The organism is Streptomyces sp. NPDC006463 (assembly GCF_042870715.1).
Lineage (GTDB): Bacteria > Actinomycetota > Actinomycetes > Streptomycetales > Streptomycetaceae > Streptomyces.
In genome coordinates this window covers 70,698-93,794 of sequence record NZ_JBIAHP010000002.1, presented here as the reverse complement: position 1 = coordinate 93,794, position 23,097 = coordinate 70,698, and the positions used below count along the sequence as shown (strand labels likewise).

General features: G+C 73.2%; 20 protein-coding genes. 13 read left to right on the top strand and 7 right to left on the bottom strand.

Translation table 11 applies throughout. The annotated features are described in order from the left end of the window. Positions 1-40: 40 nt before the first annotated feature. Positions 41-1,879, bottom strand: a complete 1,839-nt coding sequence (locus tag ACFYOB_RS04215; RefSeq protein WP_388554272.1) for an endonuclease/exonuclease/phosphatase family protein — start codon at positions 1,877-1,879, stop codon at positions 41-43. Positions 1,880-2,195: 316 nt separating this feature from the next. On the opposite strand from ACFYOB_RS04215, the gene ACFYOB_RS04210 reads away from it, so the two are divergent. Further along, complete coding sequence (locus tag ACFYOB_RS04210; protein ID WP_388554270.1) at positions 2,196-3,710, top strand: hypothetical protein; 1,515 nt, start codon at positions 2,196-2,198, stop codon at positions 3,708-3,710. A gap of 261 nt (positions 3,711-3,971) precedes the next feature. Next, on the top strand, positions 3,972-5,411 hold the full coding sequence (locus ACFYOB_RS04205; protein WP_388554268.1) for an alkaline phosphatase PhoX: 1,440 nt from the start codon (positions 3,972-3,974) through the stop codon (positions 5,409-5,411). An 88-nt stretch (positions 5,412-5,499) separates the two neighbouring features. On the opposite strand, the gene ACFYOB_RS04200 is transcribed toward ACFYOB_RS04205, so the two are convergent. The 4 genes from ACFYOB_RS04200 to ACFYOB_RS04185 all read right to left on the bottom strand — a co-directional run bounded on the left by ACFYOB_RS04200 (position 5,500) and on the right by ACFYOB_RS04185 (position 8,925). Further along, complete coding sequence (locus tag ACFYOB_RS04200) at positions 5,500-5,676, bottom strand: hypothetical protein (protein ID WP_388554265.1); 177 nt, start codon at positions 5,674-5,676, stop codon at positions 5,500-5,502. A gap of 102 nt (positions 5,677-5,778) precedes the next feature. Continuing rightward, positions 5,779-7,020 (bottom strand): TerD family protein, encoded by a 1,242-nt coding sequence (locus ACFYOB_RS04195; RefSeq protein ID WP_388554262.1) that lies wholly within the window; start codon positions 7,018-7,020, stop codon positions 5,779-5,781. A gap of 74 nt (positions 7,021-7,094) precedes the next feature. Next, positions 7,095-7,316: a hypothetical protein gene (locus tag ACFYOB_RS04190; protein ID WP_388554259.1), complete on the bottom strand. Its 222-nt coding sequence runs from the start codon at positions 7,314-7,316 to the stop codon at positions 7,095-7,097. 76 nt (positions 7,317-7,392) lie between these two features. Then, positions 7,393-8,925 (bottom strand): aldehyde dehydrogenase (NADP(+)), encoded by a 1,533-nt coding sequence (locus tag ACFYOB_RS04185; protein WP_388554257.1) that lies wholly within the window; start codon positions 8,923-8,925, stop codon positions 7,393-7,395. Positions 8,926-9,052: 127 nt separating this feature from the next. On the opposite strand from ACFYOB_RS04185, the gene ACFYOB_RS04180 reads away from it, so the two are divergent. The 10 genes from ACFYOB_RS04180 (at position 9,053) to ACFYOB_RS04135 (ending at position 19,359) form a co-directional block, all read left to right on the top strand. Further along, complete coding sequence (locus ACFYOB_RS04180) at positions 9,053-9,835, top strand: IclR family transcriptional regulator (RefSeq protein WP_388554254.1); 783 nt, start codon at positions 9,053-9,055, stop codon at positions 9,833-9,835. Between the two features lie 107 nt (positions 9,836-9,942). Next, on the top strand, positions 9,943-10,929 hold the full coding sequence (locus ACFYOB_RS04175; RefSeq protein ID WP_388554251.1) for a hypothetical protein: 987 nt from the start codon (positions 9,943-9,945) through the stop codon (positions 10,927-10,929). Beyond that, a complete protein-coding gene (locus ACFYOB_RS04170) occupies positions 10,929-12,215 on the top strand; it encodes a sensor histidine kinase (RefSeq protein WP_388554248.1) in 1,287 nt (428 codons plus the stop codon). Before ACFYOB_RS04175 ends, ACFYOB_RS04170 begins: the two co-directional genes overlap by 1 nt. Continuing rightward, on the top strand, positions 12,212-12,979 hold the full coding sequence (locus ACFYOB_RS04165) for a response regulator (protein WP_388554245.1): 768 nt from the start codon (positions 12,212-12,214) through the stop codon (positions 12,977-12,979). The genes ACFYOB_RS04170 and ACFYOB_RS04165 overlap by 4 nt, the downstream gene beginning before the upstream one ends. 62 nt (positions 12,980-13,041) lie before the next feature. Continuing rightward, positions 13,042-14,490, top strand: a complete 1,449-nt coding sequence (locus ACFYOB_RS04160) for a peptidoglycan D,D-transpeptidase FtsI family protein (RefSeq protein ID WP_388554242.1) — start codon at positions 13,042-13,044, stop codon at positions 14,488-14,490. 63 nt (positions 14,491-14,553) lie between these two features. Beyond that, complete coding sequence (locus ACFYOB_RS04155) at positions 14,554-15,045, top strand: GNAT family N-acetyltransferase (RefSeq protein WP_388554240.1); 492 nt, start codon at positions 14,554-14,556, stop codon at positions 15,043-15,045. Between the two features lie 84 nt (positions 15,046-15,129). Next, on the top strand, positions 15,130-15,837 hold the full coding sequence (locus tag ACFYOB_RS04150) for a DsbA family oxidoreductase (protein WP_388554238.1): 708 nt from the start codon (positions 15,130-15,132) through the stop codon (positions 15,835-15,837). Positions 15,838-15,906: 69 nt separating this feature from the next. Next, positions 15,907-16,959: an aminotransferase class V-fold PLP-dependent enzyme gene (locus ACFYOB_RS04145; protein WP_388554236.1), complete on the top strand. Its 1,053-nt coding sequence runs from the start codon at positions 15,907-15,909 to the stop codon at positions 16,957-16,959. A 133-nt stretch (positions 16,960-17,092) separates the two neighbouring features. Next, positions 17,093-18,178 carry an amidohydrolase family protein gene (locus tag ACFYOB_RS04140; protein WP_388554233.1) on the top strand — a complete coding sequence of 362 codons (1,086 nt, stop codon included), beginning with the start codon at positions 17,093-17,095 and terminating at the stop codon, positions 18,176-18,178. A 272-nt stretch (positions 18,179-18,450) separates the two neighbouring features. Next, positions 18,451-19,359 (top strand): SCO1860 family LAETG-anchored protein, encoded by a 909-nt coding sequence (locus ACFYOB_RS04135; RefSeq protein ID WP_388554230.1) that lies wholly within the window; start codon positions 18,451-18,453, stop codon positions 19,357-19,359. A 99-nt stretch (positions 19,360-19,458) separates the two neighbouring features. Here the strand turns inward: ACFYOB_RS04135 and ACFYOB_RS04130 are convergent, their stop codons facing one another. After that, entirely contained in the window at positions 19,459-20,703 is a 1,245-nt protein-coding gene (locus ACFYOB_RS04130; RefSeq protein ID WP_388554227.1) for a CapA family protein, read from the bottom strand. 116 nt (positions 20,704-20,819) lie between these two features. Then, positions 20,820-22,268, bottom strand: coding sequence for an Rv2231c family pyridoxal phosphate-dependent protein CobC (gene cobC, locus ACFYOB_RS04125; RefSeq protein WP_388554224.1), 1,449 nt, complete (start codon positions 22,266-22,268; stop codon positions 20,820-20,822). A 103-nt stretch (positions 22,269-22,371) separates the two neighbouring features. Here cobC and ACFYOB_RS04120 point away from each other — a divergent pair, with 103 nt between their 5' ends. After that, positions 22,372-23,097, top strand: a complete 726-nt coding sequence (locus ACFYOB_RS04120; RefSeq protein ID WP_388554221.1) for a ZIP family metal transporter — start codon at positions 22,372-22,374, stop codon at positions 23,095-23,097.

The window sequence follows — 23,097 nt, the reverse complement described above, 5'->3', positions numbered from 1 at the left end:
TCCGGGCCCTCTGCGGTCTCAAGGGGTCAAGCGGCTACGACTACGGCTTGAAGCGCAGCACCTGCGGGTCGTGGTCGCTGTTCTGGGCCGAGAACTCCGCGTTGATGTGCACGCTGTCGTAGCTGAAGTGCTTGATCGCCGGGCTGGTCAGGATCTGGTCCAGCACCTGCGCGTTGCCCTGGTAGACGTACGAGTACCGCTCCGCCTTCGGCAGCGACTTGATCGCCGGGTACAGCGCCCCGCCGTCGGCCAGCGCGTTCGTCGTCGCCGAGAACTCGAAGTCGTTGATGTCACCGAGGACGAGGACGTTCGCGTTCTTCTCCGCCGCCAGGACCTCCTTCACGAAGCCGTTCACGGCCTGCGCCTGGAGCAGCCGCTTGGCCTCCGAGGAGCGCACCGGCGGCTGGTGGTGCGAGGTCAGGCCCTCGTCGCCGCCCTTGGAGCCGAAATGGTTGGCGATCACGAAGACCGTCTTGCCGCGGAAGACGAACTCGCCCGCCAGCGGCTTGCGGCTGTCGGCCCACGCGGGGTTCGCGGGGTCGATCCGGCCGGGGGAGTGGGTCAGGGCGGCCTTGCCGTTCTCCTTGACCACGCCGGTCGCCGTCACCGCGTCGCCCGGGGCGCGCTCGGTGAAGGAGACCCGCTCCGGGTTGAAGAGGAACACCTGGCGGATGTTGCCGCCGGGCTCGCCGCCGTCCTTCTTGTCCTCCGGGTTGACGGTCCGCCACTGGTAGGCCGGGCCGCCCGCCGCCGCGATCGCCGCGGTGAACTTCGTCAGCGTCTGCTCGGCCGAGACCGTGCCGTCGTTCTTGGCGCCGTTGTCGTCCTGGATCTCCTCCAGGGCGAGGATGTCGGGGGAGGCCAGGTTCTCGACGACCGCCTTCGCCAGCGCGTCGAACTTCGCCTGCGGGTCGGTCGGGTCGAGGTTCTCGACGTTGTACGTGGCCACCGCGAGCTCCTGCTCGGCCTGCGGCTTGGTCTTCTCGGGGGCGAGGGTGCCCGCCTGGACGGTGCCGAGGGTGCGGGCCACCAGCGTGTAGCCGCCGAACTGGTTGAAGTCCAGCGGGCCTTCGGTGACGCCGGTCAGCTTGTCGCCGACGTTGGCCACCGGGAAGGGCTGCTGCGCGAGGGGCGCGAGCTGCTGGATCTGGAGGCGGCCCGTGTTCTGGGACTCGTAGGAGCCGTAGATGGTCCCGCCTCGCTTGGCGGTGTTCTCCCAGCCCTTCACGGTGACCCACAGCTCCGAGTACGGGTCGGTGGCGCCGACCACGCGCGAGGTGCCGATCTTGACGTTCATGCCCTCAAGGGACTCGTAGAAGTCCAGGGCGTAGCGCGAGGGGTCCAGGGCCAGGCCGTTGATGCTGCCGCCGGCGGCCGGGTCGCCGGCCGGGGCGTACTCGGCGGGCACCGTGTACTCGTTGACCGCGGTGGCCTCGGGCAGCGCGTTGCCGGAGGAGACGACCGTGACGACCGGCTTGGATATCTGGGTCACCGACTGGTTGCCCGAGTTGACGCCGCCCGGGACGTACTCCCCGACCGTGCCGGAGACCTTGACCGCGTCGCCCACGGCGACGGTCGGGACCGAGCTGGTGAAGACGAACACGCCCTCGCTGGTGGCGGCGTTGTCGTCGGCGTCGGGGTCCTGGATCCAGAAGCCGCGCGAGCCGTACGTGCGCACGCCCGTCACGATGCCCTCGACATCCGTGACCTGCTTGCCGGCGAGCGGGGATATCCGGGTGGTGCCCTGGATGTCGTGGATGCGTACCTGACCGGCGGCGGAGCCTTCGGCCGCGTCGGCCGAGCCCGCCAGCAAGCCGGTGGCCAGCGCGGTGGCGACGAGGGCCGAGACGGCGGCGGAACGGGGATGCGAGGAGCGCATGAGCGGGAACTCCGGTGTGGGATGAGGGAGACGGCGGTGTTGCAGCAGGAGATCTGCGGGAGACTTGCGGCTCCCGAAACATCTACGCGCGTCAATTTCCTGTGTGGCAGCCAAAGTTGTCAAGGCCTACAGGGAAGACGGCAGCTGACTGTGGGATGAACCAAAGGGGATGACCCGCCGGAGCCGCCCGAAATGCGTCTACGCTGGGTCGCCCGGCCAGGCCGGCCGTCTGTCCGTCCGACGGACCGACGGACGTCACGGCCCCGAGCCATCCCGTGCCACCCCGCCCCACCGCGTCCGCGAGGAGAACCGCCCCATGTCCGCAGAGCCGCACCCCACGCTGCCGCCGGTACGGCTGCACCCTGATGCGGAACTGGCCCGCGACGCCCTCGTCGCCCCGCTGTTCGCCCGTGCCGTACGGCTGGCCCGCTGGGCCGGACCCGACACCCGCGTCGACGTCGGCGGCGAGCTCGTCGCCGCCCAACTCCCCGAGGCCGCCGCGGCACTCGGCCTCGACGCCACCGACGCGGAGTCCGCGGTGTACGCGAGCCAGGCCTGGCGCGTGGCCGTCGACACCGGGCTGGTCGACGTCACCGAGCCGGAGGAGGAACCGGGTGAAGGTGCCGACGGCGTCGAAGGGGCCGATGCCGGTGAGGAGGCGTCCGGCACCGCCCTGCCCGGTGAGGACCTGGCGCTGGTGACGAGCGGCGCGCCCGGCGACGTACTCGACCTGTGGCTGGCCGCGCTGGACTCCGTACTGGCCGACGCGGCCGTGCCCGATCTGGACGACCTGGTCGACGCGCTCGACGCGGGCGGCGAGATCGACTTCGACCAGCTGGACTGGAACCCGCGGCGCGAGGCGGACTTCCTCGACGGGGTCCTCGCCAATCTCTACCTGCTCACCGTCTCGGAGGGCGCCGCGGCGGACCGCCCGGTTCCGCTTCCCGTGCTCGCCGCGTCCATGGTGATGCCCGACGGCATGGGCGAGCCGACCGACGCCGTGCTGGAGCAGGTCTCCGACGCGATGATGCGCCTCGACGACCAGTTCCGGCAGCTGGAGCCCATCGGGCTGGTCGAGTTCCGGCCCGTCGACGAGGAGCTGCTGGCGGAGGCGGACGACGAGCGCATCGCCTCCGGCGCGGCCGCCGGCCGGGACGACGCCGACGAGGACGTCTCCCGCTACGGGATGGTCCGCCTGACCCCGCTCGGGCTGTACGGGGTCCGTGCCCGGATGCTGGAGGCCGGGGTCGAGGTCCCCGCCGTGGGCGACCTGGCCGACAAGGGCGCGGACGTGCTGCTCGACGCCGTCTCCTCCTACCCCGAGAGCGCAGCCGAGGCCGAGATCGAGGCGTGGCTGGCCGGACGCGAAGTCCCCGAGGCCGTGGCCGAGCTGCTGGACGCAGCGCGCGGTGACGACGAGGGCGCCCCGCTGCGCCGGCTGCGCTGCCAGCAGGCCCTCGCACCCGCCGGGCCGGAGGCCGAGCCCGCGGTCCGCGCGGTGCTGGACGACCCGGAGCTGGGCGGGCTCGCCCGGGTCTGGCTGGCCGAGCGAGGGGTGGCCGACGTACCGGCGCCGGACGGGGCGATGGTGTTCTGGCTGACGGTCGACACGATCGCCGCGCAGTTGGCCGCCGACGGGGAGACCGAGGAGCTGCCGCTGCTGATGGCGACCCTGACCGCCCATCACACCGGGTTCTTCGAGCAGGTGTGGCGGGTGGAGCACCCGGCGACGGCGTACGTCCTGGAGGCGATGGGGCGGCTGCACCCGGACAAGAAGGCGGCGAAGGAGGCCCGCAAGGCCGCGTTCAAGGCGCGCTCCCGGCGGCCGTGACGGGGCTGCGGTGACGGGGCCGTGACGGGGCTGCGGTGACGGGGCGGGCGGGGTCGTCGGGGCCTTGAAGTGCGCCGGGCCGGGCCGATGTGACGGGGCATCGACAATGAGTCGTTCCTGGGCCGGAGTTGGCCATTCCGCCCGCGGGCAAGGGGTCGGTTCCTCTTATCGGGTAGTTCAGCCGCCGTTCACGTGTGGGCGGGAGCGTGTGCGCCGACGACCGCACGACAGGCGCACCACCTCCCCACCCCTGGAGACCCGATGCCGCTCAGCCGCAGAGACTTCACCGCCCGCACCGTCCTCGCCGGAGCGGGAGTCGCGCTCACCGGGACGGTCGGCGCCCTGGCCACCGCCCCGGGCGCGCTGGCGGCCGAGGACGGCACCCGCCGCGACGAGCACGGACGGCCCTGCGAGCCCGGCTACGGCCCCCTCGTCGCCGACCCGGCCGGCCTCCTCGCCCTCCCCGAGGGATTCACGTACCGCGTGATCACGCACAGCGGGGTCACCAAGCTGGACTCCGGCGAGATCACCCCGTCCAACCACGACGGGACCGCCGCCTTCGAGGGCCACCGCGGGGTCACCCTCCTCGTCAACAACCACGAGCTCAAGGGCAAGCGGGAGAACTGGGCCCACCCCGTCCCGCTCACCGAGGGCCTGGTCTACGACCCGGCCGCGGCCGGCGGCTGCACGGTCGTCGAGGTCCGGCGCGGCGGCGAGGTCGCCGAGTGGGTGGGCGTCGCCGGTACGTCGACCAACTGCGCGGGCGGCTCCACCCCTTGGGACACCTGGCTCACCTGCGAGGAGACCGAGGACCTGGCCGGCAAGAACGGCATGACCAAGGACCACGGCTACGTCTTCGAGGTCGACCCGCACGACCGCCGCGCCAACCGCGACCCGCAGCCGATCAAGGCGTTCGGCCGGTACGCGCACGAGGCCGTGGTCATCGACCCGCGCCATGGCCACGCGTACCTGACCGAGGACGCCTCCGGCCCCAACGGGCTGCTCTACCGCTGGACCCCGCCGGCCGGCTTCCGCCACGGGCGCGGCAAGCTCCGTACCCTCTCCGCAGACGCCGGCGTGCTCCAGGCCGCCAAGTGCATCGACAGCTCGGGCCGGTTCGTCGACGACCTCTCGCGCGCGACGAAGACCGGCACCGTCTACGGGGTCGACTGGGTGGACGTGGCGGACCGCGACGCGCGGACCGTGCCGGTGCGCAAGCAGTTCGGCGAGGGCGCCGTGACGCGGGCGCGCAAGCTGGAGGGCATGTGGTGGGCGGACGGCGGCGCGTACTTCGTCTCCTCCTACGCCCGTGAGGAGAGCCCCGGCGCGGCGCACGACGGCCAGGTGTGGTTCTACGATCCCAAGCGGCGCACGATCCGGCTGAACGTCCTGATCGGGGTCAACGCGGACCCGGCGGCGGACGGCGGTTACGACGGCCCCGACAACATCACCGTGTCGCCGTACGGCGGCCTCGTCATCGCGGAGGACGGCTCGGGGCTGCAGCACCTGTTCGGCGCGACCGAATCGGGCCGCACCTACCCGCTGGCGCGCAACGAGCTGAACATCGGTACCGCCGAGGAGCCGGAGTACTCGGAGTTCACCGGCGTCTGCTTCTCCCCGGACGGGCGCACGCTGTACGCCAACATCCAGGACCCGGGCATCATGCTGGCGATCACCGGGCCGTGGCGGCGCGCTCACTGACGCCTGCGCAGGCGAGACCGGGCGGGTCCGGGGCCGACGGGGCTCCGGACCTGCGGCGGCCTGGCCGGCGGCGGTACCGCCGCCGGGCCTACTGGGCCGCGGAAACCTCCGAGCGGGAGGCCTCGGCCCACTCGGCGAGAAGGAACTCGTACGCCTCCGAGGGCCACTCGCCGTCCACCCGGGTCTCGACAAGGTGCCGTATCGCCTCGTTCGCCTCGGCGGCGGACGGGCGGGCGGGCCCCGCGGGGGTGAGTGACTTGTGCATGAGTTCAAGGCTACGGGCGGGCACTGACAGCCACCTCCGGATTACGCGTGGCATCCATCACCCGCGACCGGGCCCGATGGCGCCATGTGCCCGCCCACCTGCTCAGAGTGCCTGCGAGGCGGGTTTGACCATGCCGCGCACTGTGCGGGACTTCACAAAGTCGCCCATGGCCGTCATCTCCCACTCGCCGGTGAACTGCTTGATCAGCTTCGCCATCATGACCCCGGTCTGCGGTTCGGCGCCGGTGAGGTCGAAGCGCACCAGCTCCTCGCCGCTCGCCGCGTCGATCAGACGGCAGTAGGCCTTGGCCACCTCGGTGAACTTCTGGCCGGAGAAGGAGTTGACCGTGAAGACCAGCCCCGTCGCCTCGGCGGGGAGCCGGCCCAGATCCACGACGATCACCTCGTCGTCCCCCGCTCCCTCGCCCGTCAGGTTGTCGCCCGAGTGCTTGATCGCGCCGCCGAGGATGGACAGCTTGCCGAAGTAGCAGCTGTCGATGTGGTTGCGCTGGGGGCCGTACGCGATGACGGAGGCGTCGAGGTCGATGTCCCGGCCGCCGAAGGCGGGCTCCCAGCCGAGGCCCATCTTGACCTGGGAGAGCAGCGGGCGGCCGCCCTTGACCAGGGAGACGGTCTGGTTCTTCTGGAGGCTGACCCGGCCCTTGTCGAGGTTGATCTTCCCTCCGGCGGGCGGGGCGGCGGCAGGGACCGGTGCGGGGGCGGCGGGGACCGGCGGGGCGGCCGGTGTGGTGGCGCCGCCGAGCCAGGGGGAGGCCGGGTAGGAGACCGGCGGGGCGGGCGGTGCCGCAGGCGCGGGCGGGGCTACGGGAGCGGCGGCCGGCTCGTCGTCCACGGAGACCCCGAAGTCGGTGGCGATGCCGGCGAGGCCGTTCGCATACCCCTGGCCGACCGCGCGCACCTTCCACACGCCGCCGCGCCGGTAGACCTCGACGACGACGAGCGCGGTCTCGGCCCCCAGCTGCGGCGGGGTGAAGGTGGCGATCACCGCTCCGCCGTCCGCGTTGCGCACGGTGGCGGTGGGCTCGATGCCCTGGAAGGTCTGCCCGGCCGCGTCGGGGCTGGCCGTGACCACGATCCGCTCGATGCCCGGGGGCAGCGCGCCGGTGTCCACGGTGATCGAGTCCGGTGCCGCACCGCCGCCGGACCGGTACGTCACACCGGGCCCGGAGGGCTGGTTGTAGAAGATGAAGTCGGCGTCGGAGCGCACCTTGCCGTCCGCCGTGAGGAGGAGCCCCGACACGTCGAGCCGCACCGGGGCAGCCACGTCCACCGTCACACGGACGGCATTGAGCGGCAGGTTGGATCCAGGGGTCATAGCGGTCATGCCCTGGAGAACGACCGGAGGGGCTTTGCCGTTCCCTTACTTTCGCGTACTTTCGCGCGAGATTCCGGCCGGGGTCAGGGCCGGTTGCGGGGGTGGTTCCTCGCCGTGCGCTCGTTGCCGAACTTGTAGGCGCCGGTCCAGCGGGCCATGACGAGCTGCGCGTCGCCGGACCCCACCTCGGCCAGGAACTTGTCGGCCCGGCCCCCGCGCAGGGTCGCCGCGGTGCGGCCCTGGTGGGTGATGACGACGGAGTCGTCCTGGTGCTGTCGGTACGAGAACCCGTGCGGCTTCGGCATGAGCCGCAGCCTGCCCCGCCGGGGGCGGGGCGGGCAACGGAATTCCGGCGTCCCCGGGCAGGCCCGCCGGGCCTTCTCAGGCCCCCGTCACGCGGCGCGGCAGCCCCAGCGGGTTGGCCTCGCGCAGCTCGGGCGGAAGGAGGGGGTCCGGCACCGACTGGTACGCCACCGGCCGCAGCCAGCGCTCGATCGCCGTCCCGCCGACGGAGGTGGAGTGCGAGGTGGCCGCCGGGTACGGGCCGCCGTGGTGCTGCGCCGGGGCAACCGCGACGCCGGTCGGCCAGCCGTTCACGACGATCCGGCCCGCCAGTCCCGTGACCTGCGAGATCAGCTCGGAGGCGGGGCCCGGCTCGCCATCGGTCTCGGCCTGCGACAGCTGGAGGGTGGCGCTCAGGTTCCCGGCGAGCCGCCCGAGCACCGCGCCGGCCTCGCGCTGGTCGGAGTACCGCACGACGACGGTCACGGGACCGAAGCACTCCTCCAGCAGCACCTCGTACCCCGCGTCCGGGGAGCTGTCGAGGAGGCGGGCGGCCGGCACGGTCAGATAGCCGGCGCCGACCGTGTGCTCCCCACCGGAGCCCGGCGTGACGGGCGCGTCGACGCCGGGCAGCGCTGCCCGCTCCCGGACGCCGGAGACGAAGTTCTCCCGCATCCGGTGGTCGAGCAGCACCCCCGGCTCGGTCTCCCCGAGCGCCTTGGTGAGCGCGCCGGTCAGGCGGTCGCCCGCCGCACCCTCGGGGACCAGGACCAGGCCGGGCTTCACGCAGAACTGGCCGACGCCCAGGGTGACCGAGCCCGCGAGCCCGCTGCCGATCTCCTCGGCGCGCTCGGCGGCCGCGGCCGGGGTGACCACGACGGGGTTGAGGGAGCCGAGTTCGCCGTGGAAGGGGATCGGCACGGGCCGGGCGGCGGCCGCGTCGAACAGGGCCCGCCCGCCCCGGATGGAACCGGTGAATCCGGCGGCGGACACCAGCGGGTGGCGGATCAGCTCCAGGCCGGCGTCGAACCCGTGGACCGTGGTGACCACGTCGGCCGGGAGCCCGGCGGCGACGGCCGCCCGGCGCAGCAGGGAGGCGCACAGCTCGGAGGTGGCCGGGTGGTCGGGATGGGCCTTGACGACCACCGGGCAGCCGGCGGCCAGCGCGCTCGCGGTGTCCCCGCCGGGGACGGAGAAGGCGAGCGGGAAGTTGGAGGCGGCGTAGACCGCGACCACGCCCAGCGGCACCTTGTAGCGGCGCAGTTCGGGGCGCGGGGGACTGAGGGAGGGGTCGGCGCGGTCGATCCGGATGTCGAGGTAGGCCCCCTCGTCCACGGCGTCGGCGAAGGCGCGCAGCTGGCCGGTGGTGCGGGCGAGTTCGCCGGTGAGCCGGCCCGGACCGAGCGCGGTCTCGGCGTCCGCGGCCTCGATGACGTGCGCGGCGGCCTCGTCGAGCAGCGTGGCGGCGGTGCGCAGGAAGGCGGCGCGGGCGGTGGCGTCGGCGAGCGCGCCACGGGCCGCGTGGGCGGCCTGTACGGCTTCGTCCACCTCGCGGGATGTGGCCTCCACCGCAACCTGCTCGCGCTGCTTCCCGGTGCGGGGGTCCACACTCCAGACTGGTGTCGTTGTCATGGCCCACTGCCTCCTGGATCGTTCAGTATTCTGAACGCCGTTCCGGTGGATGAATGATCACATCTGCTGCGGACTCTATTTCCGCGTCCTCCGCGTGACAAGAGGCGACCCGAGGGGAAGCAGGCGTATGACGACGACCGAGTCGGGAAGTGCGGCCCCGGCATCGCCGGTCAAATCGGCGGTGCGGACGGTCCTGTTGCTGGAGCACTTCGCGGCGCGGCCCGGCCTGCACAGCCTCGCCGACATCCAGAACGACCTCTCCTTGCCCAAGTCCAGCCTGTACATGCTGCTGCGCACCCTGGTGAACCTCGGGTGGGTGGAGACGGACGCGACGGGCACGCGGTACGGCATCGGCGTCCGGGCGCTGCTGGTCGGCAGCTCGTACATCGACGGTGACGAGGTGGTCGCGGCCGCCAGGCCCACGCTGGACCGGCTCTCCGACGACACGACGGAGACCATTCACCTGGCCCGGATGGACGGGACGAGCGTGGTCTACCTCGCGACCCGCCAGTCCCAGCACTACCTGCGGCCCTTCACGCGGGTCGGGCGACGGCTGCCCGTCCACTCGACCGCGCTCGGCAAGGCGCTGCTGGCCACGCACACCGACGACGAGGTGCGCGCCCTCCTGCCGCGGCGGCTGGAGGCCGTCACCGAGCACACCGTCACCGACCGGGAGCGGCTCATCGAGGAGCTGGCGCTGGTGCGGGAGCAGGGGTACGCGGTGGACCGGGAGGAGAACACGCTCGGGCTGCGCTGCTTCGGGGTGGCGGTGCCGTACCGGACGCCGGCACGGGACGCGGTGAGCTGCTCGGTGCCGGTCGCCCGGCTGACGGACGGGCACGAGCAGACCATCAAGGCGGCGCTGTTCGAGGCGCGGGACCGGCTGTCGGTGGTGACGCGGCGCATGTGAGGCGGGGCAAGTCGCGCGGTGGAGGAGGTGGTTCCTCCCCCGCCCGGGGGAGGCGGTTCCCCATCGAGGGGGAGGTGGCGGGGCGGTGCGCGCGGGACCGTTGGGTCATGACCACACGAGCCGTTCCCACGACGTATGCGACGACGCAGCCGCAGGCCCCCTTGCTGGGGACCGGGCGGCGCATCCTGCGGGCGGTGGCCCTGGCCGCCACCGTGCCGTATCTGACGCTCAAGAGCGCTTGGCTGGCCGGGAGCCAGGTCGGGATACCGGACGGCAGTGTGCTCCGCGAGCCCGGGCTGTTCTTCATCGCGGCCAACTCCGTCACGCTGGCCATGGACGCCTGCGTGATCCTGCTCGTACTGGTGCTCACCCGGCCCTCGGGCATACGGTTCCCGGCCTGGCTGCTGACCGTCCCGGTCTTCGTCGCCTCCGGGCTGCTGACTCCGATCCTCCTCGGGTTCCCGGGCCAACTGCTCGTACGGGGGCTCGGATTCGGAGTGGACGAGGCCGCGAAGGCGGCCCAGGAGCCGTTCCTGGACCCGTGGGTGTTCAACGTCGTCTACGCCGGTTTCACGATCCAAGGACTCGCCCTGGCCGGGCTGTTCGTGCCCTATGCGCGGGAGCGCTGGGGCCGGCGCTGGCAGGGCGTGCTGGGGCAGAGGCTCCCGTCATCCACGGGGGTGGTGGCGGGCGCCGCTGCGGCGGCAGGCCTGGCGGTCGCGGCCGTGTACGCGTACTGGGCCTTCGGCGGTACGGCCTGGCTGGGCGCGGAGCGGGCCGCCGCGTACTCCGCGGAGACGGCCGTGGTGTCCGTGGCCCACGGGATGTGCGCGCTCGCGGCCGGAGCCGGGGCACTGCTCCTGGCCCGCGGTGGGCACGTGCCGGCGCGGTGGCCGCTCGGCCTCGCCTGGATCGGCGCGGGGGCGACGCTGAGCTGGGGGACATGGATGCTGGTCACCTCGCTGGGACCGCAGTTGGACGGCAGCGAAGGGCCTGCGGCCGAGATCCTGTTGGCCTACGCTGGCCAGATGATCACCGGGTCGCTCGCCGCCACTGTCCTCACGCGATTCCTCATATCCCGCCGCGAGGGGTGATGCGCGACGGTCTGGGCCGGCTCCTGGGGGCACGGGCGCGGCTGCGCTGGGTCCACCTGGTACTCGGCGGGGCCCTGCTCATGCCGTACTTCCTCCTCGCCCAGGTGGGGGTCGGTGTGGCGGCCGGCGGGCAGAACGCCTTCAGGTCCCTCCCGCTGACCCTCGCCGCCTACGCGGCGGCCCTCCCGCTGGCCGCGGTCACCGCCGTGTTCGGACTGGTCCGGCCGCTGTCGGTGACCGCAGTCCGGGCCATGTGCGGGGTGCCGGGGGAGCGGCTCGCCGAGGGGCCCGCGCGGTCCTGGTCCGCCCGGAGGCGGACCTCCGCCTGGTGGACCCTCCACCTGGGGGTCGGCGCGCTGATCAGCGGGATGAGCCTCGCCGTCCCGCCCATGGCGGTGGTGCTGATCACGCTGCCGCTCGTGAGCGGACAGGAGGCTGCCAGGATCGGACTGGGCTGGTTCTCCATGGGGGTCGGTCCGTACGTGGCCTCCCTGCTCGGGGTGGGCCTGCTGGCCGGGCTCGCCCTGTGTGCCGCCGGGGCCGGGGCGCTGCTGGCCCGGATGGCGCCCGTACTACTCGGGCCGACCGGGGCGGACCGGCTGGCCGCCGCCGAGGAGCGGGCCGCCGACCTGGCCGTGCGCAACCGGCTCGCCCGGGAGCTGCACGATGCGGTCGGGCACGCGCTGAGCGCCGTCACCCTCCAGGCGAGCGCCGCCCGGCGGGTCCTGGAGCGCGACCCCGAGTTCGTACGCGAAGCGCTGGCCGCGATCGAGGACACCACACGGCGGACGGTGGGGGAACTGGACGCGGTACTGGGCCTGCTGCGTGACGGGGACGCGGCCCGGCCGGACGCCGCGCCCGCGCCGACCCTGGCCGCCGACCTCGAAGGACTGCTGGCCCGCACCCGGGCCGCGGGCACCACCGTCACCGCCCGCCAGGACCCCGGCCCTGTCGCGGACTGGGCTCGGCTGCCGGCGATCGCCTCGCGGGAGGCGTACCGGATCGTGCAGGAGGGCCTCAGCAACGCGCTGCGCCACGGCTCGGGCCCCGTGGAACTGCGGATACGCGTACAGGGCGGGGCAGAGACCGGACACCGTGAACTGGAGATCACCATGACCAATCCGCCCGCCGCACCCGAGGGCCTGGAGCCCCGTACCACCGGCGGCCGCGGCCTGCGCGGCGCCGCCGAACGGGCCGCGCTGCTCGGCGGCCGGGTCGAGGCCGGCCCGTATGAGGACCTGTGGCGGCTTCGGGCCGTCCTGCCGCTCGCCGGAGACGGCCGATGACCGAGCCGATCACGGCCCCGGCCCCGACCCCGATCACGGCCCCGACCCCGATTACGGCCCCGGCCCTGGCCCCGGCCGCGACCGTGCCCGAGACCTCGCCATCGACGGGCCGCCCACCGCTGCGCATCGTGCTCTGCGACGACGAGCGGATGGTCCGCACCGCCTTGCGGGCCATCCTCGAAGCCGAACCCGACCTGGAGGTCGTCGGCGAGGCGGCGACCGGGGCGGAGGCCGTGCCGCTGGTCCGCTCCCTCGCCCCCGACGTGGTGCTGATGGATGTCCGGATGCCCGAGATCGACGGGATCCGGGCCACCGAGCAGATCCTCGCCACGATGGCCGAGCCGCCCCGCATCATGGTCGTCACCACCTTCGAGAACGACTCCTACGTCTACGGTGCACTGCGCGCGGGAGCCGCCGGGTTCCTCCTCAAGCGGGCCGATCCCGACGAGCTGATCGGCGCCGTCCGCCTCGTCGCCCGCGGCGACTCGCTGCTCTTCCCGGCCGCCGTCCGTTCGCTCGCCGCGGCGCACACGGCCGCCGTCCCGCCCGCCGCGCCCTGGGTTGCCCGGCTCACCGACCGCGAGGCCGACGTACTTCGGCTGATGGCCACCGGCCTGTCCAACCACGAGATGAGCGAGCGCCTCGGGGTCGGCCCGCAGACGGTCAAGACCCACGTCGCGTCCGTTCTCGCCAAGACCGGGGCCCGCGACCGTACCCAGGCGGTCATCGCGGCCTACGAGGGCGGCTTCATGAAGAAAAGCTGAGAACCCCGCCACAATCGGGTCAGAGCGGAACGCCTGGGACCACAGGTACGTCCTTCTGGGGGATGAACAAGACGATCAGGCGCGCGTCGGTCTTCTGTCTGCTTCTGGTGCTGGCCCTGCTGGTCCGTGTCACCTGGGTGCAGGCATACCAAGGCCAGGCCCTCGCAGACGACCAGCACAACCGACGGAACCTCATCGGGCAGTACGAGAACCCGCTGGGCAACATCATCGTGGGCGGGGAGGCGATCACCGGTTCGGCGAAGACGGGCGGCAAGGACTTCGGCTACAAGCGGACGTATACCGATGGTCCCCTCTACGCGCCGATCACCGGCTACAGCTCCCAGGCCTACGGCACGAGCATGCTGGAGGGCATCTACAAGAACGTCCTCAACGGCTCCGACAGCCGGCTGAAGACCGTGATGGACACGCTCACGAACAAGCGTGCCGCCCCGGGCAACGTCCTGACCACCATCGACAAGGACGTACAGAAGGCCGCCTACGACGCGCTCCAGGGCAAGCAGGGCGCCGCCGTGGCCATCGACCCCGCGACCGGCCAGATCCTCGGCGTGGTGAACAACCCCTCCTTCGACCCGGGCCGCATCACCGGCGCCAACGACGAGCAGGCCTGGACGGAGCTCTCCGCCGACAAGGGCAAGGCCATGGAGAACGTGGCCCTGCGCAAGCCCCAGGCGCCCGGCTCCACCTTCAAGCTCGTCACCCTCGCCGCGGCGATCGAGAACGGCCTCGTCACCAACATCGACCAGCCGACCGGCATCCCCGACCCGTACACCATCCCCGGCACCCGCACCCTGCTGCCGAGCGAGGCCGGCTCCGCGGCCTGCAACAACGCTTCGGTGCGCACCGCCCTGCGGCTGTCCTGCAACAACGTCTTCGCGGAACTCGCCTCCAAGCTGGGCCAGGACAAGATGCGCGCGACGGCCGAGAAGCTCGGCTTCAACGTGCAGATCGACACCCCGGTCCGCACCAACCCGGCGAGCAAGTACCCGACGAAGAAGATGTCGGTCGACCAGGTGGCGCAGACCGGTATCGGCCAGTTCGACGTCCAGGCCACCCCGCTCCAGATGGCGATGGTCACGTCCGCGATCGAGAACGGCGGCCAGCTCGTCGCCCCCCACATGGTTTCCGAGGTCACCGATGCCAACGGCAACGTGCTGGAGAGCTTCAAGGACCCCAAGTCCCAGCAGGTCATGAGCGAGAAGACGGCCTCGATGATCCGGGACGCGATGCGGACGGTCGCCACCGAGGGCGGCGGCAAGCCGGCCCAGGTGGCGGGCGCCGAGGTGGGTGGCAAGACGGGCACCGCCCAGCGCGGCGTCAACAACAGCCTCGCGCCGCTGGCCTGGTTCACCTCGTACGGCAAGGCGAACGGCAAGCAGATCGCCGTGGCCGTGGTGATCGAGAACTCGGACACCGACCGCTCCGAGATCGGCGGCGGCAAGCTGGCCGCGCCCATCGCCCAGAAGATGATGGAGGCGTGGCTGAAGAAGTAGCCACGCCGGCGGCGCGCGCGGCGCGCCGGGAACCGCCACGGTTCCCGGCACGTTTCCCCATCCATGATCAGAATCGCGCGCGCCGCCGACCTCGACGCCATTGCCGCCCTCCACACCCGGGCCCGCGCCACCTACTACCGGGGCCGGATCCCCGAGGAGGCCTACGGCGGCGAGGCCGAGCTCGCCCGCACCCGCGAGGGCTGGTCCCGGGCCGTCGCCCGCGCCGCCACCGACGGCGGGGTGCTGTGCGCCGAACAGGACGGCGAGCTCACCGGGGTCGCGGCCTTCCGTACCGCGGACGGCGAGACCACCCTCACCCAGCTCCACGTCGACCCGGTGCACTGGCGGCGCGGCACCGGTGCCGCCCTCCACGCGGCCTGCCTCGACGCCTGGCGCCGCACCGGCGTCCGCCGGGTCCGCCTGGAGGTCTACGAGCACAACCTCCGCGCCCAGGCCTTCTACGCCACCCACGGCTGGCTCCCGGAACCGCAGCCCACCGGCTCCGGCTCCCACCTCGTCCTCTGGCTCACGGTGGCCCCGCAGTCCGGGGAATGAGACGCGACCCCAGTTCGTTGAAGCCAGAACTGTTCCGTTCGCGTTCAGTCACGTTCATCCACGGACCCGGAGAGAAGAAGGATCATGCGCGTCGAGATCTGGAGCGACATCGCCTGCCCCTGGTGCTACATCGGCAAGGCCCGCTTCACCAAGGGGCTGGCCGAGTTCGCGCACCGTGACGAGGTGGAGGTCGTCTTCCGGTCCTTCGAGCTCGACCCGAACGGCGCCAAGGGCGTCACCGCGCCCGTGGTGGAGATGCTCGCCAAGAAGTACGGCCGGACCCTCGACGAGGCGCGCGCCATGGAGGAGCACGTCGCGGCCAGCGCCCGCGCCGAGGGGCTGACGTACCGCACCGACGGGCGCGACCACGGCAACACCTTCGACATCCACCGCCTGCTGCACCTGGCCGCCGCCCGCGGCCGCCAGGAGGAGCTGCTCGACCTCGCCTACCGGGCCAACTTCGGCGAGGAGAGGTCCGTCTTCGACCCCGAGGTGCTGGTCGCGCTCGCCGTCGAAGCCGGGCTGGAGGAGGCCGAGGTCCGCGCCGTCCTCGCCGACGACTCCGCCTACGCCGAGCAGGTGCGCGCCGACGAGCGCGAGGCCGCCGAGCTGGGCGCCAACGCCGTGCCGTTCTTCGTTCTCGACCGCCGCTACGGGATCTCCGGCGGCCAGCCGGCCGAGGTGTTCACCCGCGCCCTGGAGCAGGCCTGGGCCGGGCGCGAGGTCGAGGAGCCGGCCGCCGGGGCCGAGGCGTGCGAGCCCGACGGCGCGTGCGCGGCCCCGCAGGCATAAGACTTCCTTTAGGTTGGCGCGCAAAACCAGGTAATGGACTTTGGGTCGGACTCGGCGCAGAGTGGACGCATGGATCTTCTCGTCGAAGCCGCCCGTGCCGAGTTCGCCCATTCCACCACCTACCTCAACACCGCCAACTGCGGGGTGCTCCCGCGTTCCGCCGTCGCCGCCGTACGGGAGCTCGCCGAGGCGGCCGGGGCCGGGCTCCCCGCCGGGTTCGGCGACTTCGACCGGGTGGACCGGGCCCGGGCCGCCTTCGCCCGGCTGGTCGGCGTCGGTGTCGACCGGGTCGCCATCGGTTCGGGCGTGGCCACCCATGTCGGCCTGGTCTCGGCCTCCCTCCCGTCCGGGGCCGAAGTCCTCTGCCCGGAGGGCGACTTCGCCTCCGTGATCAACCCCTTCGTGGTGCGCGGCGATCTCAAGGTCCGCTTCGCGCCGCTGGAATCCCTCGCCGAAGCCGTCGGCCCGGACACCGCGCTCGTCTCGCTGAGCGCCGTACAGTCCGCGGACGGGCGGACGGCCGACCTGGCCGCGGTGCGCGCTGCGACGACCGCGCACGGCGCCCGCATGCTCGTGGACGCGACCCAGGCGGCGGGCTGGCTGCCCTTCGACGCGTCACCGTACGAGTACACGGTCACCGCCGGCTACAAGTGGCTGCTCGGTTCCCGCGGAGCCTCGTACCTGACCGTGTCGGAGGAGGCCCAGCACACCCTGACCCCGCTGCACGCCGGCTGGGTGGCGGCCGAATCCAAGTGGGACGCCACCTACGGGCCGATGCCGCAACTGGCCTACGGAGCCCGCCGCTTCGACGAATCCCCCACGTTCCTCGCCTATCACGCGGCCGAGGCCTCGCTGGCCCTGCTGGAGCGGATCGGCATCGAGGCCGTCCACGCCCACGACACCGCACTCGCCGCCCGCTACCGGGCCGGTCTGGCCCGCCTCGGCCACGAGCCGGTCCCGGGCGAGTCGGCCATCGTCTCGGTGCCGGGCCTCGCCGACCGGCAGCCCGCGCTCCTGGCCGCCGGCATCGCCACCTCCGCCCGCGCGGGCGCCCTGCGCGCCTCGTTCCACCTCTACGCCACCGAGTCGGACGTGGACCGGCTGCTGGACGCCCTGGCCTGAGGCCCCCGCCTGACGCCCCCGCCTGACGCCGGCGCGCAGTGGCGCCGCCGGGTCCGCCGCGGGAACGGCCGGGTCGCGGTGGTGCCGCGGGGGTACCCGCGGTGCGGGCCGCGCACGCACGTACAGTGCCGACATGACTGACGTGCTGCATGTGAAGGGCCGTGTGCTCGTCGGCCCCCATGAGGTCCGCGACGAGCTCTGGGTGGTCGGGGGCCGGGTCTCCTACGAGCGCCCGAGCGGGGCCCGGGAGGTCACCACGGTGACCGGCTGGGCCCTGCCGGGGCTGGTCGACGCGCACTGCCACGTGGGGCTGGACTCCCACGGTCCGGTCGACGCCGCGACGGCCGAGCGGCAGGCGCTCACCGACCGCGACGCCGGCACCCTCCTGATCCGCGACGCCGGGTCGCCCTCCGACACCCGCTGGATCGACGACCGCGAGGACCTGCCGAAGATCATCCGGGCGGGCCGGCACATCGCGCGCACCCGCCGTTACATCCGCAACTACGCCCATGAGATCGAGCCGGTCGACCTGGTCGAGTACGTGGCCCGCGAGGCGGTGCGCGGCGACGGCTGGGTGAAACTGGTAGGCGACTGGATCGACCGCGAGGTCGGGGACCTGACGTCCTGCTGGCCGCGCGCCGAGGTCGAGGCCGCCATCGCCGAGGCGCACCGGCTGGGCGCCCGGGTGACGGCGCACTGCTTCGCCGAGGACTCGCTGCGCGACCTGGTCGAGGCGGGCATCGACTGCATCGAACACGCCACCGGCCTGACCGAGGACACCATCCCGCTGTTCGCGGAGCGGGGGGTCGCGATCGTCCCGACCCTCGTGAACATCGCGACGTTCCCGAAGATGGCGGCCGGCGGCGAGGCGAAGTTCCCGCGGTGGTCGGCGCACATGCGGCGGCTCCACGAGCGGCGTTACGACACCGTGCGGGCCGCCTACGACGCGGGCATCGCGGTGTACGTCGGCACCGACGCGGGGGGTTCCCTGCCGCACGGCCTGGTCGCGGCGGAGGTCGAGGAGCTGGTGAAGGCCGGGATCCCGCCGCTGGACGCGCTGTCCGCGACGGCCTGGGCGGCCCGCGAGTGGCTCGGCAGGCCAGGTCTGACCGAGGGGGCGCCGGCTGACCTCGTGGTCTACGCCGCCGATCCGCGGGCCGACGTACGGGCCCTCGCGCAACCCCTCCGGGTCGTCGTGGACGGCAAGGTCCGTGCCTGAGCGACGTGTTGACACCGCGTGACATCGCGGGCCCGGCGGTCGTTAGAGACGGCCGCGCTCGCCGTATGTCCGCGAAAGGAGAGAACTCGCGTTCTTCCTGAGGCGCCATTATTCGAATGTGTGCGTGGAAACCACCCTTTGGGGTGAACTCACGTCAGGTGCCTGAACGTTCACTCACAGTGCGTAAAGATTCCGGGGTCGAGGCCGTCGGCGCGCGCGATGTCCCCCATTGGCGGCGCGGCGGCACCCATCTCCCCGGGGGTTCCACCACCTTGAACAGCAATACCTTCCGCGTGCCCGCGGCCGTCCTGCTCGCCACGGGAGCGGTGGCCCTGCTCGCCGCCCCGCCCGCCTTCGCCACGGGCGGCGGCGCCGGGGGCGAGGGCAAGGCAGACGCCGTCGTCCTGCGCACCACCTTGGACGTGGGCCTGCTCAACAAGACCGTGCACCTCCCGCTGAAGACCTCCCTCAACGAGGTCAGCGCCCCGGCGACGGCCGAGAAGACGGCGCTGACGGTCACCCTGGACGGCGTCGAGGGCGGTGCGCCGGTCAGCGTGCTCAAAGCCGACGTGGCCACCTCCAGGGCGACCGCGGACAAGACCCGGGCCGAGGCGCAGGCCAACCTCGCCAAGGCCCGCGTGCACGTGCCCGGCCTGCCGGAGCTCTCGCTCATCGAGGTGGAGAAGGTCACCTCCAAGGCCGTCTGCGAGGCGGGCAAGCAGCCGACGGCCACCGCGAACGTGCTCGGGACGGTGACCGCGCTCGGCAAGCGGATCACCCCGTCGGCGGGCGGCCCCACCAAGGTGGAGGTGCCGGGCGTGGGCCTGGTCAGCATGGAGCTGTCCGGTACGGAGACCACCTCGACCACGGCGGCCGCTGCCGCGCTCCGCCTGAAGGTGTCGGTCAACCCGCTGAACCTGAACGTCGCGCAGGTGGAGGGCGAGGTCGTGCTCGCCGAGGCCCACTGCGAGTCCCCGGCGGCTCCCGCGCCGACCCCGTCCGCGCAGCCGGACGTCAAGCCCCAGACCGCCACCGGCACCGGGTCCGCCGTCACCAAGGACGCCAACCTGGCCGAGACCGGCGGCGGTTCGCTGACCCCCTACGTCGCGGGCGGCGCGCTGGCCCTGCTCGGGACCGGCGGGGTCGCGCTCGTGGTGACCCGGCGGGGCAGGGCCTCGTAACCCGGCGGGGCAGGGCCTGGTAACGCGGTGGCGCAGGGCGCGTATCGCGGTGGGGGCCGCGAGCGCCGCGCCGCCCGAGGAGCACACGGAGGGGAGTGCTCAGCGGGCGGCGTGCTCCAGGCCCTGCCCGCCCGCGCCGCGTGACAGCACGGCCTCGGTGACCTGCTGGTCGATCCGGGCGTACTCGCTCCGCTTGGCGGCCGGGAGCGTGCTGTCGGAGGCCGCGCACGAGGCGCAGACGACGCGGAACGGCGGCCCCATGTCCGAGTACTGCGTGAGGAATTCGGCCTTCACCACCTCCCAGCGGCCCGCGTGGGCCGCCGCCGGGGCGAAGGTGAAGCGGGGGACCGACGACTGGTTTCCCCGCAGCTTGTCGGCCGGTACGAAGCTGGCGACCTGGTCACCCGTGCCGAAGACCACCCAGGTGCCGTTGATCTTCTCGTAGGGCTGCGGCACGTGGTTGTGCGTGCCGATGATCAGGTCGATGTCGGCGAGGCCGTCGGCCGCGCGCGAGGCGGTCAGGGCCTGCGCCAGCTCGCGCTGCTGCGCGTCGGGCGCCGTCTGCCACTCGGTGCCCCAGTGGACACTGAGCACGACCACGTTCGCGCCGCCGGCCCGGGCCGCGCGGGCGTCGGCGATCATCCGGTCCTTGTCGATCAGGTTCACGGCCCACGGCTTGCCCTCGGGGAGCGGGATGCCGTTCGTGCCGTAGGTGTAGTCCAGCTGGGCGACCTTCGCGCCGCCGGCCGAGAGCAGGGCCGGGGCCTTGGACTCCTCCGGGCTGCGGGCCGAGCCGACGTGCGGGATGCCGACCCGGTCGAGGTGTTCGAGCGTGCGGGCGAGGCCCTCGTACCCGTCGTCCAGGGTGTGGTTCGAGGCGGTGGAACAGCTGTCGTACCCGGCGTCCTTGAGGGCGTCGGCCAGCTGGTGCGGGGCCTTGAAGGTCGGGTACCCGGTGTAGGGGCCGCCGTGCCGGCCGTACGGTATCTCGTGATGGCATATCGCCAGGTCGGCGGCGGACACCAGGGGTTTGACCCCGGCGAGTATCTTCCGGAAGTCGTGCTCCCCGGCCTTGCCGGCGTCGTTCGCGGCCTGCTGGACGATCGACGGGTACGGGATGATGTCGCCCGTCGCCACCAGCGTGAACGGCCGCCCGGCCGGGGCCGTGCCGCTCGGCTCGGCGGGCCCGGTGCCGGGCTTGCCCTGGAGCCGCTGCTGCGCGGTGGACGCGCCGCCGCCGTCGCCATGGCCGACGCCGTCGAGCAGCCGGGGCACGCCGTAGATCCCGCCGCCCACGACCGCCAGCCCGGCGAGGGCCGCGCCTATCCTGGCCGATGTCCTCATGTCCCAACCCCCGTTGTCGCAACCGCTGCGGGGATCCTTGCCCGGCCCCGCCCCCGTTGTCATCGTAGGCAGGCCATCCGGTGGACGGCGACCGCAGCGCCCGGCGGACGCGCAGGTCAGTTGGTGGCGGCCAGCGTCAGGGCGTGGTCCAGGGCCTGGAGGAGCCGGCCCGTCGTCGCCCGGTCGCGGACCGCCAGCCGGAGCCAGGAGCGGTCCAGCCCCGGGAAGGTGTCCCCGCGGCGGACGGCGAAGCCGAGGGCGCGCAGCCTCGTGCGTACCTCCGCCCCGTCCGCGACCTGGATCAGGACGAACGGCCCCTGCGCCACCCCCGCCACCGTGACCTCGTCGAACTCCGCGAGCCCGGCCAGCAGATGGGCCCGGTCCACCGCGATCCGCCGCGCCGCCTCCTCCGCCTCGGCCAGCGCCGCCGCAGTCACGCAGGCCTCGGCCGCCACCAGCGCCGGGGTGGACACCGGCCACAGCGGCTGGGCGGCCGCCAGCTTCGCGATCACCTGCGGCTCGGCCAGTACGTAGCCGATCCGCAGCCCCGCCAGCCCCCACGTCTTCGTCAGGCTCCGCAGCACCACCAGCCCGGGGACGTCCATCCGCCCGGCCAGGGCCTCCCGTTCGCCCGGTACGGCGTCCATGAAGGCCTCGTCCACCACCAGGATCCGGCCCGGCCGGGCCAGCGCGGCCAGCGTCGCCGCCGGGTGCAGGACCGACGTCGGGTTGGTCGGGTTGCCGACCACCACCAGGTCCGCGTCCTCGGGCACCGCCTCCGGGTCCAGCCGGAACCCGTCCGCCGCCCGCAGCACCACCCGCTCCACCCGGTGCCCCGCGTCCCGCAGCGCCGCCTCCGGCTCGGTGAACTGCGGATGCACCACGACCGGCCGTACGGCGCCCAGGGCCCGGGCGATCAGTACGAAGGCCTCCGCGGCCCCGGCCGTCAGGAGCACCCGCTCGACCGGCAGCCCGTGCCGGGCCGCCACCGCCGCGCGGGCGGCCCGGCCGTCGGGGTAGGCGGCGAGATCCCCGAGGGAGGCGGCGATGCGCTGCTTGAGCCAGTCCGGGGGCGTGTCCGCCCGTACGTTGACCGCGAGGTCCACCAGGGCGGAGCCCGCGTCCATCACCTCCGCGTCGCCGTGGTGGCGCAGGTCGTGCGCGTGCGCCGTGGCAACCGCGCAGGTCGCCGCCACCGACCGCCGCTTGGGCACGAGGAGTTCACCGCCGCTCGCGAGCGCCGCGGCCTCCGCCACCGAGGGCGTCCCGGCGGCGGTGCGCGCCGCGTCCGAGGGGTGCGGTACGGGGATCTCGGCCAGCCGTTCGGCGGGGTAGGCGATGAGGGGCACGCCGAAACGTTCCGCCGCGCCGGTTATCCCCGCCTCGCCCGCCTTCGCGTCCACCGTGGCCAGCGCCGTCACCGCCGCCGTGGCCAGACCGGCCCCCCGAAGCGTCTCCTCGACCAGGGCGCAGACCTCCGCCACGGAAACCCCCGCGCGTCCGCCGACCCCGACCACCAGCTGCGTCGCGTACTCGCCCACCGGGTGTCCTCCGTCCGTAGTCACCGTCACCGGTACCTCACCGCCACCGGTCAGTCGTCAACAGTCCGCCACCCGCGACGCGCGGGCGGAAGTGCGCGCGGGCCGGGGAATCGGTATGCAGGGGCACATGGCCGTGATCGTGGCACTGGGCGCGTTCCTGATGACCCTGGCGGGCGGATGGACGGCGCAGCGCGTCACCGACCGCCGTCACCTCGTACTGGGCCTGGCGGGCGGTCTGATGCTCGGTGTCGTCGGCCTCGACCTGCTCCCGGAGGCCCTGCACGCGGCGGGCACGGAGGTGTTCGGCGTCCCGCTCGCCCTGCTGCTCTTCGTGGGCGGATTCCTGGTGGCGCACGTCGTGGAACGGCTCCTCGCCGTACGCCAGGCCGCGCACGGCGGGGACGACGGGGCCCGCGCCCCTCAGGTCGGGCTCACCGCGGCCGCCGCGATGGTCGGACACAGCCTCGCCGACGGCGTCGCCCTGGGCGCGGCCTTCCAGGTCGGCGGGGGGATGGGGTTGGCCGTGGCACTGGCCGTCATCACCCACGATTTCGCCGACGGGTTCAACACGTACACGCTCACCAGTCTCTACGGCAACGACCGCCGCAAGGCCCTGATGATGCTCTTCGCGGACGCCGCGGCCCCCGTCGTGGGTGCGGCGTCCACTTTGCTGTTCACTCTTCCGGAGGAACCGCTCGGCGCCTACCTCGGCTTCTTCGGCGGCGTCCTGCTGTACCTGGCGGCCGCCGAGATCCTGCCCGAGGCGCACCACGAACACCCCGCCCTGTCCACGCTGATGTGCACGCTGGGCGGGGTGGCCGGGATCTGGCTCGTGGTGGGGATCGCGAACTGA

Coding starts and splice junctions, on each gene's coding strand:
- ACFYOB_RS04215 (WP_388554272.1), bottom strand. CDS start 1,879: ATGCGCTCCTCGCATCCCCGTTCCGCCGCCGTCTCGGCCCTCGTCGCC.
- ACFYOB_RS04210 (WP_388554270.1), top strand. CDS start 2,196: ATGTCCGCAGAGCCGCACCCCACGCTGCCGCCGGTACGGCTGCACCCT.
- ACFYOB_RS04205 (WP_388554268.1), top strand. CDS start 3,972: ATGCCGCTCAGCCGCAGAGACTTCACCGCCCGCACCGTCCTCGCCGGA.
- ACFYOB_RS04200 (WP_388554265.1), bottom strand. CDS start 5,676: ATGCACAAGTCACTCACCCCCGCGGGGCCCGCCCGCCCGTCCGCCGCC.
- ACFYOB_RS04195 (WP_388554262.1), bottom strand. CDS start 7,020: ATGACCGCTATGACCCCTGGATCCAACCTGCCGCTCAATGCCGTCCGT.
- ACFYOB_RS04190 (WP_388554259.1), bottom strand. CDS start 7,316: ATGCCGAAGCCGCACGGGTTCTCGTACCGACAGCACCAGGACGACTCC.
- ACFYOB_RS04185 (WP_388554257.1), bottom strand. CDS start 8,925: ATGACAACGACACCAGTCTGGAGTGTGGACCCCCGCACCGGGAAGCAG.
- ACFYOB_RS04180 (WP_388554254.1), top strand. CDS start 9,053: ATGACGACGACCGAGTCGGGAAGTGCGGCCCCGGCATCGCCGGTCAAA.
- ACFYOB_RS04175 (WP_388554251.1), top strand. CDS start 9,943: ATGACCACACGAGCCGTTCCCACGACGTATGCGACGACGCAGCCGCAG.
- ACFYOB_RS04170 (WP_388554248.1), top strand. CDS start 10,929: ATGCGCGACGGTCTGGGCCGGCTCCTGGGGGCACGGGCGCGGCTGCGC.
- ACFYOB_RS04165 (WP_388554245.1), top strand. CDS start 12,212: ATGACCGAGCCGATCACGGCCCCGGCCCCGACCCCGATCACGGCCCCG.
- ACFYOB_RS04160 (WP_388554242.1), top strand. CDS start 13,042: ATGAACAAGACGATCAGGCGCGCGTCGGTCTTCTGTCTGCTTCTGGTG.
- ACFYOB_RS04155 (WP_388554240.1), top strand. CDS start 14,554: ATGATCAGAATCGCGCGCGCCGCCGACCTCGACGCCATTGCCGCCCTC.
- ACFYOB_RS04150 (WP_388554238.1), top strand. CDS start 15,130: ATGCGCGTCGAGATCTGGAGCGACATCGCCTGCCCCTGGTGCTACATC.
- ACFYOB_RS04145 (WP_388554236.1), top strand. CDS start 15,907: ATGGATCTTCTCGTCGAAGCCGCCCGTGCCGAGTTCGCCCATTCCACC.
- ACFYOB_RS04140 (WP_388554233.1), top strand. CDS start 17,093: ATGACTGACGTGCTGCATGTGAAGGGCCGTGTGCTCGTCGGCCCCCAT.
- ACFYOB_RS04130 (WP_388554227.1), bottom strand. CDS start 20,703: ATGAGGACATCGGCCAGGATAGGCGCGGCCCTCGCCGGGCTGGCGGTC.
- ACFYOB_RS04120 (WP_388554221.1), top strand. CDS start 22,372: ATGGCCGTGATCGTGGCACTGGGCGCGTTCCTGATGACCCTGGCGGGC.